The organism is Streptomyces sp. NPDC093795, assembly GCF_044764665.1.
Taxonomy (GTDB): Bacteria; Actinomycetota; Actinomycetes; order Streptomycetales; family Streptomycetaceae; genus Streptomyces.
Genome location: NZ_JBIWIO010000003.1, coordinates 562,486 through 574,511 on the forward strand (window position 1 = coordinate 562,486; position 12,026 = coordinate 574,511).

The 12,026-nt window shown below is 72.2% G+C and carries 13 protein-coding genes, 1 tRNA gene and 2 pseudogenes; 8 read left to right on the forward strand and 8 right to left on the reverse strand.

Annotated elements, in window-relative coordinates:
* Positions 1 to 87: 87 nt before the first annotated feature.
* The 3 genes from ACIRB7_RS11355 (at position 88) to ACIRB7_RS11365 (ending at position 3,134) form a co-directional block, all read left to right on the forward strand.
* Positions 88 to 963, forward strand: a complete 876-nt coding sequence (locus ACIRB7_RS11355) for an oxygenase MpaB family protein (protein WP_403595681.1) — start codon at positions 88 to 90, stop codon at positions 961 to 963.
* Positions 964 to 1,184: 221 nt separating this feature from the next.
* Positions 1,185 to 2,672 carry a SulP family inorganic anion transporter gene (locus tag ACIRB7_RS11360; protein WP_403595684.1) on the forward strand — a complete coding sequence of 496 codons (1,488 nt, stop codon included), beginning with the start codon at positions 1,185 to 1,187 and terminating at the stop codon, positions 2,670 to 2,672.
* Between the two features lie 162 nt (positions 2,673 to 2,834).
* Positions 2,835 to 3,134 (forward strand): hypothetical protein, encoded by a 300-nt coding sequence (locus ACIRB7_RS11365; protein ID WP_403595686.1) that lies wholly within the window; start codon positions 2,835 to 2,837, stop codon positions 3,132 to 3,134.
* Positions 3,135 to 3,162: 28 nt separating this feature from the next.
* Here the strand turns inward: ACIRB7_RS11365 and ACIRB7_RS11370 are convergent, their stop codons facing one another.
* On the reverse strand, positions 3,163 to 3,834 hold the full coding sequence (locus tag ACIRB7_RS11370; RefSeq protein ID WP_403595688.1) for a DUF2278 family protein: 672 nt from the start codon (positions 3,832 to 3,834) through the stop codon (positions 3,163 to 3,165).
* Positions 3,835 to 4,018: 184 nt separating this feature from the next.
* Between ACIRB7_RS11370 and ACIRB7_RS11375 the strand changes: the two genes are divergently transcribed.
* Positions 4,019 to 4,103: transfer RNA gene (locus tag ACIRB7_RS11375), tRNA-Leu, on the forward strand.
* 101 nt (positions 4,104 to 4,204) lie between these two features.
* Here the strand turns inward: ACIRB7_RS11375 and ACIRB7_RS11380 are convergent.
* Positions 4,205 to 4,471, reverse strand: a pseudogene (locus ACIRB7_RS11380) (UTRA domain-containing protein); the annotation flags it as partial.
* Positions 4,472 to 4,570: 99 nt separating this feature from the next.
* On the opposite strand from ACIRB7_RS11380, the gene ACIRB7_RS11385 reads away from it, so the two are divergent.
* The gene (locus tag ACIRB7_RS11385; RefSeq protein ID WP_403595691.1) at positions 4,571 to 5,113 is read left to right on the forward strand and encodes an HAD family hydrolase; all 543 of its coding nucleotides are present in this window, start codon (positions 4,571 to 4,573) and stop codon (positions 5,111 to 5,113) included.
* Between the two features lie 108 nt (positions 5,114 to 5,221).
* Here the strand turns inward: ACIRB7_RS11385 and ACIRB7_RS11390 are convergent.
* Positions 5,222 to 5,881: pseudogene (locus ACIRB7_RS11390) on the reverse strand (4'-phosphopantetheinyl transferase family protein); the annotation flags it as partial.
* A gap of 42 nt (positions 5,882 to 5,923) precedes the next feature.
* Between ACIRB7_RS11390 and ACIRB7_RS11395 the strand changes: the two are divergent.
* Complete coding sequence (locus ACIRB7_RS11395) at positions 5,924 to 7,342, forward strand: amidase (protein ID WP_403595693.1); 1,419 nt, start codon at positions 5,924 to 5,926, stop codon at positions 7,340 to 7,342.
* A 60-nt stretch (positions 7,343 to 7,402) separates the two neighbouring features.
* On the opposite strand, the gene ACIRB7_RS11400 is transcribed toward ACIRB7_RS11395, so the two are convergent.
* Together ACIRB7_RS11400 and ACIRB7_RS11405 are read right to left on the reverse strand one after the other, a co-directional pair.
* Positions 7,403 to 7,732 carry a plasmid stabilization protein gene (locus ACIRB7_RS11400; RefSeq protein WP_403595696.1) on the reverse strand — a complete coding sequence of 110 codons (330 nt, stop codon included), beginning with the start codon at positions 7,730 to 7,732 and terminating at the stop codon, positions 7,403 to 7,405.
* 62 nt (positions 7,733 to 7,794) lie between these two features.
* Positions 7,795 to 8,289: a DUF6328 family protein gene (locus ACIRB7_RS11405; protein ID WP_403595699.1), complete on the reverse strand. Its 495-nt coding sequence runs from the start codon at positions 8,287 to 8,289 to the stop codon at positions 7,795 to 7,797.
* A 224-nt stretch (positions 8,290 to 8,513) separates the two neighbouring features.
* Here ACIRB7_RS11405 and ACIRB7_RS11410 point away from each other — a divergent pair, with 224 nt between their 5' ends.
* Entirely contained in the window at positions 8,514 to 8,969 is a 456-nt protein-coding gene (locus ACIRB7_RS11410; RefSeq protein ID WP_403595702.1) for an ATP-binding protein, read from the forward strand.
* A gap of 54 nt (positions 8,970 to 9,023) precedes the next feature.
* On the opposite strand, the gene ACIRB7_RS11415 is transcribed toward ACIRB7_RS11410, so the two are convergent.
* Positions 9,024 to 10,472 (reverse strand): DEAD/DEAH box helicase, encoded by a 1,449-nt coding sequence (locus ACIRB7_RS11415; RefSeq protein WP_403595705.1) that lies wholly within the window; start codon positions 10,470 to 10,472, stop codon positions 9,024 to 9,026.
* Between ACIRB7_RS11415 and ACIRB7_RS11420 the strand changes: the two genes are divergently transcribed.
* Positions 10,462 to 10,611 carry a hypothetical protein gene (locus ACIRB7_RS11420; protein WP_403595708.1) on the forward strand — a complete coding sequence of 50 codons (150 nt, stop codon included), beginning with the start codon at positions 10,462 to 10,464 and terminating at the stop codon, positions 10,609 to 10,611. The two genes, ACIRB7_RS11415 and ACIRB7_RS11420, sit on opposite strands and share 11 nt — an antisense overlap.
* A 76-nt stretch (positions 10,612 to 10,687) precedes the next feature.
* On the opposite strand, the gene ACIRB7_RS11425 is transcribed toward ACIRB7_RS11420, so the two are convergent.
* Positions 10,688 to 10,891 (reverse strand): cold-shock protein, encoded by a 204-nt coding sequence (locus ACIRB7_RS11425; RefSeq protein WP_030218719.1) that lies wholly within the window; start codon positions 10,889 to 10,891, stop codon positions 10,688 to 10,690.
* Between the two features lie 211 nt (positions 10,892 to 11,102).
* Complete coding sequence (locus tag ACIRB7_RS11430; RefSeq protein ID WP_403595711.1) at positions 11,103 to 11,885, reverse strand: DUF817 domain-containing protein; 783 nt, start codon at positions 11,883 to 11,885, stop codon at positions 11,103 to 11,105.
* Positions 11,886 to 12,026 lie beyond the last annotated feature (141 nt).

Genomic DNA, 12,026 nt, shown 5'->3' on the forward strand with positions numbered 1-12,026 from the left:
GGCTGCCCGCCCGCCGACCGCTTCATGCGCAGCGGGTGCCGGGCATACGGGTGACAGCCACCCAGCGCGCGGAGCCATACTGAAGGTGTGCCTCGGTCACCGTCGTGCGTCGGCGCCTTGCGGGAGCGAGCCGGTGAGTCCCTGCTCCACCGGGTCGCGGGCCCCGAGGCGCACCGGAAACGGGCGCGCATCCACGGCACACCGGGCCCGCGCTGGTTCGGCCCCGACCGTCCCATCCGGGTCGTGCACGGGGACGCGTCCATGTACATCGGCGGCCTCGCCGCCCTCCTGCTCCAGTCCCTGCACCCGACCGCGATGGCGGCGGTCGCGGCCCACTCCGGCTTCCAGGGCGACCCCTGGGGACGGCTCCAGCGGACCAGCACGTTCCTGGCCGTCACGACGTTCGGGACCAGCGAGGACGCGGAAGCCGCCGTGGCACGGGTACGGGAGGTGCACGGCCGCATCCACGGGACGACGCCCGAGGGCGTGCCGTACCACGCCTCTGACCCCCACCTCCTCGGCTGGGTGCACGTCGCGGAGACGGCCTGCTTCCTGAGGGCCCACCAACGGTACGGACGTGCTCCGCTCGGCCCGGTCGCGGCGGACGGTTACGTGGCCGACATGGCCCAGGTGGCGCGGCGCCTGGGGGTGGAACGGCCGCCCGGGACCCGCGCCGCGCTCACGGCTCGCCTGACCGAGTACCGGCCCGAGCTGCGGGCCACGCCCGCCTCCCGGTCGGCGGCCCGTTTCCTGCTCTCGGAACCACCGCTGCCGGCGCTCGCCAGGCTCCCCTACCGCTTTCTGGCGGCCGCGGCGGTCGAGCTGCTGCCCGCCTGGGCGAGGGCGGCCCTGGACCCGCCGGCCGCCACCCGGCTGATGCTGCCGCTGGCCCGTCCGGGAGGCCGGGCGATCACGGGGGCCCTCCGCTGGGTGATCATGGCCCCTCCGTCCCCACGGGCGTGACCGGCGCACGACGGCGGGTTCCGTAGGGCGGGTAGAGTTGCCGCGGGTGAGAGTGGCGCGCCGCCGCCTCCCCGATGACGTGTCGGGGCCGATGGGGCCCCCGGCTCCTCCGCGTCCCGCACGCCCCGGCCGGCCCGAGGCGTCTCGCGCGTCCCGGCCGCCGACCAGGGGTGTGCCCGAGCCCGACAGGTTTCCGTTCTTTGTCCTCTCCCGCTTCCGCCATGTCCCCGGCCGCGTACCTGCGCGGTCTGAAGCCCGACTGGCTGCGTGATCCGAAGGTATGGCGCACCGAGGTGCTGGCCGGCCTCGTCGTCGGGCTCGCGCTGATCCCCGAGGCGATCTCTTTCTCGATCATCGCCGGCGTCGATCCGGCGGTCGGTCTGTTCTCCTCGTTCACGATGGCCGCCGTCCTGTCCGTCGTCGGCGGTCGCCGCGCGATGATCTCCGCGGCCACCGGCGCCGTCGCCCTGGTGATCGCCCCGCTGAACCGTGAGCACGGTCTCGGCCACCTGGTCGCCGCGGTCATCCTCGCCGGTGTCCTCCAGGTCGTGCTCGGCGCGCTCGGGGTGGCGAGGCTGGTGCGGTTCATCCCCCGCTCGGTGATGGTCGGCTTCGTCAACTCGCTCGCGATCCTGATGTTCATGGCCCAGGTCCCCGAGGTACGGAACGTGCCGTGGGCCGTGTATCCGCTGGTCGTCGGCGGCCTCGCCCTCATGGTGTTCTTCCCGAGGATCACGACCGTCGTCCCGGCGCCGCTCGTGTCGATCGTCATCCTCACGGCGATCACCGTCGCGGCCGGGATCGCCGTACCGACCGTCGGCGACAAGGGCGCCCTGCCCTCCTCCCTTCCGGTACCGGGCCTGCCCGCCGTGCCGTTCACCCTGGACACCCTGACCACCATCGCCCCGTACGCCTTCGCCATGGCGCTCGTCGGTCTGATGGAGTCGCTGATGACCGCCAAGCTCGTCGACGACATCACCGACACCCCCTCCAACAAGACCCGCGAGTCCATCGGCCAGGGCATCGCGAACATCGTCACGGGCTTCTTCGGCGGCATGGGCGGCTGCGCCATGATCGGACAGACGATGATCAACGTGAAGGTCTCCGGCGCCCGCACCCGCCTGTCGACGTTCCTCGCCGGCGCGTTCCTGATGGTGCTCTGCGTCGTGTTCGGGCCGGTCGTCTCCGACATCCCGATGGCCGCCCTGGTCGCCGTCATGGTCATGGTGACCTTCGCGACCTTCGACTGGCACTCCGTCGCCCCGAAGACGCTCCGGCGGATGCCCGCCGGGGAGATCGCCGTCATGGTGATCACCGTCGTCTGCGTCGTGACCACCCACAACCTCGCCGTCGGCGTCGTCGTCGGCTCGGTCACCGCCATGGTCATCTTCGCCAAGCGCGTCGCCCACGTCGCCGAGGTCACCCCCGTGACCGCCCCCGACGACGCCACCGCCGTCTACCGCGTCACCGGCGAACTGTTCTTCGCCTCCTCCAACGACATCGTCGGGCGGTTCGACTACGCGGGCGACCCGGACAAGGTCGTGATCGACCTGTCCGCCGCCCACATCTGGGACGCCTCCTCGGTCGCCGCCCTCGACGCCATCGAGACCAAGTACGCCCAGCGCGGCAAGACCGTCGAGATCACCGGCCTCAACCACCCCAGCGCCGACCTCCACGGCAGGCTCACCGGCGAACTCGCGGGCCACTGACCGGCCAGGGCCGGCCACGAACCGGCCCCTGGCCGGCAGGACGGCCCGTTCTGCCCCCCCGACTGGTCCCGTCGACAGGGAGGGAGGACGCTGGAACGAAGGGCGTCCGGGTATCGAGGGCGTACCGAACGGCGTGCCTGCCCGGTCGCGAAAGGCCGCGCCATGCGCATGCTGCTGAAGGTTCAGATGGACACTCCGGCCTCCAACGAGGCCATCAGGCAGGGCACCCTGCAGAAGCTGATGGAGAGCGCGCTGAGCGAGCTCCGTCCCGAAGCCGCCTACTTCGGCGCCGAGAACGGCTGCCGGACGGCGTACCTCTTCTTCGACCTGGCCGATCCCTCCCAGATGCCGAAGATCTCCGAGCCCTTCTTCATGGAACTGGGCGCCAAGCTCTCGTACACGCCGGTCATGAACCGCGAGGACCTCAGCAAGGGTCTCGGCGCGCTCTCGGCCGGCAGGTGAGGGCGTCCGCCCTTAGCGCCGCCGGTGCTCACCCCGTGGGGTGACCCGCGCTGTCCGTACGTCCCGCCTGGCTGGAGAACGCGTTCAGGAAGACGTCGTACCGGCCGTCGGGACGCTGGGTGAGCGTCGCGCCGTCCTGCCAGATCCCGTTCTCCGCCCACCACTGGGAGCCCGCCGGGTCGCCCTGGTTCTGGTGGATGTTGTGCATGCCGAGGTCTCCCTCGGGATCGTCGTCGAACGGTTCGCCGAAGACGAGGACCCGCCGGCCCGGCACCAGCATCGGTTCCAGCGCGTCGGAGGCCTCGACGTTGGAGCCCGCGTGCCAGGGCCGCGAGCCGAGCAGATCGAGGAGGTCCTGCAGCCAGGACGGTGGGCGGCGCTGGAACAGGACGCCGGCGCGGTCCACCAGTTCCGGGTGGCGCAGGTAGTCGAGCGCCCCGGAGCCGGGCGTGGGGGCGAGGTCGTGGTAGCCCGGTGCGAGGGCCGCGGCCGGGCCGATCAGCGCCGCCTCCAGGGTGAAGGTCTTCCACCGCACCCCGACGTTGGACTTGTGGCTGTCGACGTCGATGGCGCAGTGGTAGCGCCCGTCGGGCGCGTCCACCTCCAGATTGACGTGGAACCAGCGGCCCTGGCTGTCCGGCTGGTCGCGGAAATGGCGGTGGAGGGTTCCCGCGAGCACGCCGTAGCTGTCGAAAGGCATACCCCGAGTGAAGCATTCGCGGACACGGTGAGCATGTCGGCGGTGACGTACCGTACACGAGCCGTCGGCATGCCTCTCCACCGCGCTGACCACGGGAAACGCAGATGAATCGCACGCCTGACCCCTGATATATTCATCTCCGTCGCCCCCACGGATGATCACCGAGGGGGACGACACACGCCTTGTCCAAGTGGCGGAATGGCAGACGCGCTAGCTTGAGGTGCTAGTGCCCTTTATCGGGCGTGGGGGTTCAAGTCCCCCCTTGGACACGATGTTTCACCCTCGCAGTGGTGGTCGGGAGAGATCCCGGCCACCACTGCGGCGTTTCCGGGCGCCGCGCCAGGGCGTCGCATGAGCGCCCGCCCCGGCCTCACCTGAGCAGCGCGCCGGGGTCCCGGACCAGCGGGGCCGTGCCCACCGAGTTGCTCACGTTGAACGTGACGCTGCCCGCCCGGTAGCGGTCCTCGGTCCACTCGATGGGGCGGCCGTCCGGATTGCTGGTGAGGTGCCGCTGGCGCAGCAGAGGGCTTCCCCGGCGGACGCGCAGGAGCCGGGCGTCGTCGCTCCCGGCGGGGACCGCGTCGATCAGGTGCTCACCGTAGTGGGCGACGATCCCGGCCCGCTCCGCCATGCTGTCCAAAAGGTCAAGGCGGCCGAGCGGCGCGCTCGCCCCCGGCGCCCGCGTCACCCTCGGCCTCGCCCCGCACCCCGTGCTCGTCGCGCCGAGGGCGGAGCGGTGAGCGAACTCGCCGCCGTCCTCTTCGACATGGACGGCACCCTCGTCGACACACCGGACGCGGCCAGGGTCGCGACGGAGCTGACCGCCGCCTTCCAGGAGCGCGTCGACCGGGGCGCGCCGCTGCGCCCTGGAGCGGCACGGCTCCTCGCCGAACTGGAGCGCGCAGGCGTGCCGTTCGCCCTGGTGAGCGCGTCACCGCGGTCGGTGGTCGACTCGGTGACCGGCGGCGCGCTCGCGCACGTCCCCTTCGCCTTCACCCTCTCCGTCGACGACACCGTACGCACGAAGCCGCACCCCGACCCGTACCGCGAGGCCGCCCTGCGCCTCGGTGTACCGGGCGCGGCCTGTGTGGCCGTCGAGGACTCACCCGACGGGGCGGCCTCCGCCTCCGCCGCGGGCTGCGCCGTCCTGGTCGTCCCGTCCCTGCTGCCCGTGCCTCCGGGCCCGGGACGGGTCTTCGCGGACAGCCTTGACGTGGTGTCCCTCGCGTCCCTGCGCCGGTACGTCGCCGGAGGGGCGGCCGCCACCGGCCCCGTGTGAGACGGCGACGGCCGCCGCGAAGGAGGGCCCGACCGGCACGTCGGTGAGGGACCAGCCCGGCACGGCGGCCGGCTCGGGACCCGTGCCCACGTACGTCCGCTCGAGCCCGCCGGCGAGCCCTTCGCCCGTGCCCTTGAGGTACGCCTCCTTGCGCACCCAGCACCGGGTGAACGCGGTCGGCCGCAGGTCCATGGGCAGTCGGCCGAACTCCTCCCGCTCCCTCGGGTGCAGGCTGCCCGCGACCAGGTCCGACACCGCGGCCTCCGGATACGCCTCGACGTCCACGCCCACGGGCCTCGCGGCGACACCGACGAACACCAGGTCCCCGCTGTGCGAGAGGGAGAAGTGGATCCCGCCGCCCCGCACGGCCGGCCGGCCGTGCGGCCCCCCGCAGAGCGGGCAGTCCTCCCTGACGAACGCGACCTTGCCCGAGGGCATGTCCAGATAGCGCCCGAGCAGGCGCCGCAACCCCCCGTGCGCGGCCAGGTACCGCGCCCGGTCCTCCGCCCGTACCAGCGCCTTCCACCGCCGCCGCTCCTCGGCGTCGAGGAGGCCGTACGCCTCGGGGTCCTCCGCCACCCGCAGCAGCCAGAGCGCCACCGTCCCGTCGGCGAGGGGCGGCACGGCCGGTTCCGGTCCGGCGCCGGCTCGCAACACCCGCACGGGGGTGATCTCCATGGTCATGGCGTCATTCTGCACCGGGCCGCCCGGCCGGAAGGGAGGGGGACGGCGGCCGAACCCCTCGCGTGTTACCGGTTGGTAGGGCATTCTTGCGGGCAACCATCCACACGGCCGGGGGCTGAGGCAGCGGTGACGACTTTCGAGGAACGGGCGACGGTGCACGCCTTCCGGGACGACGCGCTGGGGGAGTACGACGCCGTCGGGCTCGCCGAGGCGATCCGGCGGGGTGAGGTCGGCGCAGCGGAGGCCGCCCGGGACGCGGCCGACCGGGTACGGACGGTGGAGGAGCGGCTCCGTGCGGTCCAGGTGCACCTCGACCCTCCCGCGCGGGCTGTCGGCGGGGGAGGGGGAGCGCTCGCCGGGGTGCCGACGTTCGTCAAGGACAACACCGACTACCTGGGCCTGCCCACAGGACACGGCAGCGCCGCCTTCACCCCGCGGGTCGCGCGGCGGCACGCGCCCTTCACACGGCAGTTCCTGAGCAGCGGCGTCACCGTCCTCGGCAAGACCCGGCTGCCCGAGTTCGGATTCAGCCCCGCCACGGAGTACGAGGGCGCCGAGCCGGTGCGCAACCCGTGGAACACGCACTACTCGGCGGGTGGTTCGTCCGGCGGCAGCGCGGCGCTCGTCGCCGCCGGGGCGGTGCCGATCGCCCACGCCAACGACGGCGGCGGCTCCATCCGCATCCCGGCCGCCTGCTGCGGACTCGTCGGCCTCAAGCCGACCCGCGGCCGGGTCGTGACGAACGCCCAGAGCCGTCAACTTCCCCTCGACATCGTCTCCGACGGCGTCGTGAGCCGTTCCGTACGGGACACCGCCGCGTTCCTCGCCGCGGCCGAGACGCACTGGCGCAACCCGAAGCTGCCGCCCCTCGGCCTGGTCGAGGGCCCCTCGGACCGACGGCTGCGCATCGGGTTCCTGCTCGACTCACCGAACGGCGTCCCCGCCGACACCGCCACCCGGGCGGCCGTCACGGAGACGGCGGCCACGCTGGAACGGCTCGGCCACACGGTGGTACCCGTGGAACTGACCCTCGACCCCCGCTTCACCGAGGACTTCCTCACCTACTGGGGGATGCTGTCGTTCCTCCTCGGCGTCACCGGCCGGTCCTTCGGCGCCGACTTCGACCGGCGCCGGATGGACGGCCTCAGCCGGGGGCTGCGCGAGCACTACCTGCGGAGCTGGCGGCGCACTCCGGGCGTGCTGCGGCGGCTGAGGCGTACGAGGGAGGCGTACGCGGCGGCGTTCCGCGGGCTCGACCTGGTCCTCACACCCGTACTGGCCCACACCACGCCCGAGATCGGCCACCTCAGTCCGGCCGTCCCCTACCGGGACCTGATCGAACGGATCCTCGCGTACGTCGCGTTCACCCCCGTGAACAACGTCGTCGGTACGCCGTCGATCTCGGTACCCGCCGCGCGCGCGACGGAGGCGGGGCTGCCCATCGGCGTCATGTTCTCGGGCCGGCCCGGCAGCGAACGGACCCTCCTGGAGGTCGCGTTCGCGCTGGAGGCGGACCGCCCGTTCCGGCGCGTCCAGGATCTCTGACCACGCCCGGGAGCGTCCGCCTCCAGCGACCGGTCGGGCCACCTCGGCCAGCGGGCCACCTCAGCTGTCGCCGCCGAGGGCGCGCTTGAGGTCCGCCTTGTTCATCTTCGAGCGGCCGTCGATGTTGCGGCGCTTGGCCTCCTCGTAGAGCTGGTCGTACGTGCGCCCCTGGGCGCCGCTGTGCGAGCGCCGGCCTCCGCGCTCACCGGACGACATGTCCTCCCGGGAGAGCTTGCTGGAGGTCTTGGACTCGCCGTGCCGGGCCCGTTCCTTGTTCACGGTGCGGGCGGCGATCTCCTTGGCGCGCTCCGTGCTCTCGCCGCGGTCCTCCGCGCTCTCCTTGATGTGCTCGTACTGCCGTTCCCGCTTGGGGCTGGATCCGCGAGGCATGATGGTGCTCCTTCCGGCGTGTTCGGCGGGGTACGCCGTGCGGCTACCCGCCCCCGGGTGCGTCACTCGTCACCGTTCGAGCCGTGGCGGCGCCGGGCCCAGAGCGGCAGGGCGAACCAGCACAGCAGGTACCAGGCGAGCACCGGCGCCACCAGCCAGGCGACGAGGGAGTCGTCGATCGCCACGCGCAGGATGAGGAAGAGCGCGGAGGTGAGGGTGGCGACCAGGAGCAGGATCCCGATCATGACGAGCCGGGACGCCCAGACGACCGCCTGGGGCTTGAGCCGCCGTCCGGAGACGAGACGGTGGAAGGAGACAGGGCCGATGAGCGCGCCCGTGGCCAGGGACCCGAGGATCACCGTCACGACGTAGATCCCCTTGTCCGTGGAACCGAGGCCCGCGAACCTGGGGGTGAAGACGACGGTCAGCAAGAACCCGAGAAGGATCTGCACACCCGTCTGCGCCACCCGTATCTCCTGCAGCACGTCCTGCCACTGCCGGTCCGCGCGTTCATCCGCGGTCTCGTCACGTCCCCGCCCGTTCGCACGGTCGCTCATACCACTCACCCTCCGGTCCGACGGCCCACGTCACCCGGAAGGCCGTACGGCGCGTCTGCCCCACCCGCCCCGCAACATCCCCCCCGCCAGCGTCTTTGTGTCATCGCACGAGAACGTCCACCACCCGGACGAGGGGCAGGGGGAATGCGACGCGTGGGTCGGGGAAGGGGCCCCGTGAACGATGGGAAGAGCCGGGCGGAACGAGAGACCGGGTGGGCAGAGCTGTGACCTCAGGACATCGCACGTCGGACAGCGTCCGGTCATGGGTCCCGCGCGACGCCGCCGACGCGCGGGCCCGGGTGACGGAAGCGTTCGCACGAGCCGGAGCCGGAGCCGGAGCCGGAGTCGGCGCCGGGGCCGGTACGGGACGATCGCCGTCCCCGACAGCCCTGGGCGACGCCCTCCTGGTGACCTCCGAGCTGGTGAGCAACGCGCTGCGGCACGGAGGAGGCCTCACCGGCTTCGGAGTCGAGAGCGACGGGGGCACGGTGACGATCACCGTCGCGGACACGAGCGGTGAGCTGCCCCACCTCACGGACGCGCGAGGGCGGAAACGTGACTTCGGCCCGGGGGAGGGCGGCTTCGGCTGGCCCCTCATCAGGCTGCTCGCGCTGGAGATCCGACTCTGTCTCCTGCCGCAGGGCGGCAAGACCATCGAAGTACGGCTGCCCCTGCGCTGACCCTCAGCCGAAATCACCCGTCAGGCCCGCGCGGAGCGCGCCGGCCCGCTGGGGTCAGGATCCGCCGCGGCGGATCCTCGCGGCCTGGCGTGCCTCGGCCGTCTTACGGGCCTCCGCGGCCCGCCGGGACTCGTTCTTGGCGCGGCCGGGGCGGCCCGGGACGGTGCCGATGCCCCGGAAGGCGGCGCCGCCGCGCTTGGGCTTCTCCTGGCTCGGCGCGCTGCCGTCGACGGGTACGCCGGAGGGCGTACGCGCGCCCGTGAGGCGGCTCAGTTCGGCCTCGCCCGAGCGGACCGGGGTGACCTGGGCGCGGATCCCGGCCTCCGCCATGAGACGGGCCACGTCCCGCCGCTCCTCGGAGGTGACGAGGGTGACGACGGCCCCGGACTCGCCGGCCCGCGCGGTGCGCCCGCCCCGGTGCAGGTAGTCCTTGTGGTCGGCGGGCGGGTCGACGTTCACGACGAGGTCGACCTCGTCGACGTGGATGCCGCGCGCCGCGACGTTGGTGGCGACGAGGACCGGGACCTCGCCGCTCCGGAAGCGGTCCAGGGTGCGGGTCCGCAGCGGCTGGGACTTCCCGCCGTGGAGCGCGGCGGCGCGCACGCCGCTGCCGAGGAGGTGCTTGGTGAAGCGGTCGACGGCGGCCTTCGTGGCCAGGAACATGATGACGCGTCCCTCGCGGGCCGCGATCTCCGTGGCCGTGGCGAACTTGTCCGCCCCGTGCACCTGGAGCACGTGGTGGTCCATGGTGGAGACGGTGGCGGCCGACGGGTCGACGGAGTGGACGACGGGGTCCGTGAGGTAGCGCTCGACGAGCAGGTCGACGTTGCGGTCGAGCGTCGCGGAGAACAGCATCCGCTGGCCCTCCTGGCGCACCAGGTCGAGCAGCTCGGTGACCTGCGGCATGAAGCCCATGTCGGCCATCTGGTCGGCCTCGTCGAGGACGGTGACGCTCACCCGCTCCAGACGGCAGTCCTTGCGCTCGACGAGGTCCATGAGCCGGCCCGGCGTGGCGACCAGGACCTCGGCCCCGTCGCGCAGCGCCGTGGCCTGCCGCCCGATCGACATACCGCCGACGACGGTGGCCAGGCGCAGCTTCAGGGCACGTGCGAAGGGGTCGAGCGCGTCGGTGACCTGCTGGGCCAGTTCACGGGTGGGCACCAGGACCAGCGCGAGCGGCTTCCGGGCCTCGGCACGCCGTCCCGCGAGGCGTACGAGCAGGGGCAGGCCGAAGGCGAGGGTCTTGCCGGAGCCGGTGCGCCCGCGCCCGAGGACGTCACGGCCCGCGAGGGCGTCGGGCAGCGTCGCGGACTGGATCGGGAAGGGCTCGTCGACGCCGAGACCGGTGAGTACGGCGAGGACCTCGGCCGGCAGGTCGAGCTCGGCGAAGGTGGCGGCCGGCGGCAGGGCGGGGGTGACGGAGGCCGTCACCGCGAATTCGTCCCGCGCCGCGGCGGCGCGTCGTGCCTTGTCCGTACGGGAGGTGCTGTGCGTGCTGTCCATGGGGGCCTTCCTCGAGACGGTGCGCTTCGAGGAATTCGCGGCGGGCTGGCGGCCCAATGAATTACAGGAACGTACCGAACGCCATATGCGTGCGGATCCGGCCATGCCGAAGGGGTGGGAATCGGCTTCCGGTCCGTGAAAACGTCTGGAAAATGCAACGAGCCGGGGCCCTCACCACACGGGTGAGGACCCCAGCTGCGTCGGACGTGTCAACGTCAGGCGGGGAGAATGTTCTCCGCCTGGGGGCCCTTCTGGCCCTGCGTGACGTCGAAGGTCACCTTCTGGCCTTCCTGGAGCTCACGGAAGCCAGAGGTGGCGATGTTGGAGTAGTGGGCGAAGACGTCCGGGCCGCCACCCTCCTGCTCGATGAAGCCGAAGCCCTTTTCAGCGTTGAACCACTTCACGGTGCCGTTAGCCATGTCAAATCTCCTTCGGGGCGTAGCCCTGGGAACCGCACTGTGCGGACCCCGGAGTCGCGCGTGATGATTGCCCCGTCCGGAAAACTGCACCGAAAACACAGAAAGTGCCTGACGATGTCGAATCGTCAAAGGCACTTGTAAGTTTCTTTGGGAACCACGACTGCAACTGCTGTTGACTGTAGCACGTCGTCGCGAGGAGTGCACGGAATGCCTATTCCGAGCTCCGGCGGGGCGCCAGGACATTCCCCCGGTGGGCCGTCAGGACGAAGGTGACCGTGATCAGCAGCGCCCACGCGCCGAACTTGGCGAACGACACCGGCCGCCAGCCGTCCAGCTGGTTCGGGTAGCTCCAGGCGCCGACGTACGTGGCGGCGTTCTCCGCGACCCACAGGAAGAAGCCGATCAGGACGAACGACAGGGCCAGCGGCATCCGGTGGTCCCGCTCGCCCACCCGGAACCGCACCCAGGTCCCCGCCGTCGCGGCGAGGAGCAGCGCGGCCAGGGCCCAGCGGGCGTCCGGCAGCCAGTGATGACTGAAGAAGTTGACGTACACGGCGCCGGCGAGGACCGCCGTCACCCGCGGCCGGTAGCCCGTAAGACGCAGGTCGAGCAGCCGCCACGCCCGGCAGACGTAACTGCCGAGTGCCGCGTAGAGGAAGCCGCCGTACAGCGGCACCCCGCCGATCTTCGTCAGCGCCGCCTCCGGGTAACTCCACGACCCCATCCGCACCTTGACCAACTCGAAGAGCAGACCGATGACATGGCAGCCGGCGATGACGGCGACGTCCCGCCCGGTGTCCCAGCCGACCTTCCAGGCGAGCAGGGTGAGCCCGATCCCGTACAGCAGCAGCAGGTCGTAGCGGCCTATCGGCAGTTCGGGCAGCAGGGTGGAGACGGCGATGCCGCCGATGAGCGCGAAGGCGAAGGCGCAGCAGCGGGCCTGGAGGATCCCGAAGAGCAGGAGCTGGCGTATCCCGTGCGTGAACGTCTTCATGGGGGGAGGGACGCCGGGCCGCCGTGGCCGGTTCGCCGGCCGCCCGTACGACGAGCGGCGGGGGGGCCCCCCCCCCCCGGGGGGGGGGGGGGCGCGGGGGCGGGGGGGGGGGGGGGGGGGTGTATACACCCCCGCGCGGCC

Coding starts and splice junctions, on each gene's coding strand:
- ACIRB7_RS11360 (WP_403595684.1), top strand. CDS start 1,185: ATGTCCCCGGCCGCGTACCTGCGCGGTCTGAAGCCCGACTGGCTGCGT.
- ACIRB7_RS11365 (WP_403595686.1), top strand. CDS start 2,835: ATGCGCATGCTGCTGAAGGTTCAGATGGACACTCCGGCCTCCAACGAG.
- ACIRB7_RS11370 (WP_403595688.1), bottom strand. CDS start 3,834: ATGCCTTTCGACAGCTACGGCGTGCTCGCGGGAACCCTCCACCGCCAT.
- ACIRB7_RS11400 (WP_403595696.1), bottom strand. CDS start 7,732: ATGCCTCGCGGATCCAGCCCCAAGCGGGAACGGCAGTACGAGCACATC.
- ACIRB7_RS11405 (WP_403595699.1), bottom strand. CDS start 8,289: ATGAGCGACCGTGCGAACGGGCGGGGACGTGACGAGACCGCGGATGAA.
- ACIRB7_RS11415 (WP_403595705.1), bottom strand. CDS start 10,472: ATGGACAGCACGCACAGCACCTCCCGTACGGACAAGGCACGACGCGCC.
- ACIRB7_RS11425 (WP_030218719.1), bottom strand. CDS start 10,891: ATGGCTAACGGCACCGTGAAGTGGTTCAACGCTGAAAAGGGCTTCGGC.
- ACIRB7_RS11430 (WP_403595711.1), bottom strand. CDS start 11,885: ATGAAGACGTTCACGCACGGGATACGCCAGCTCCTGCTCTTCGGGATC.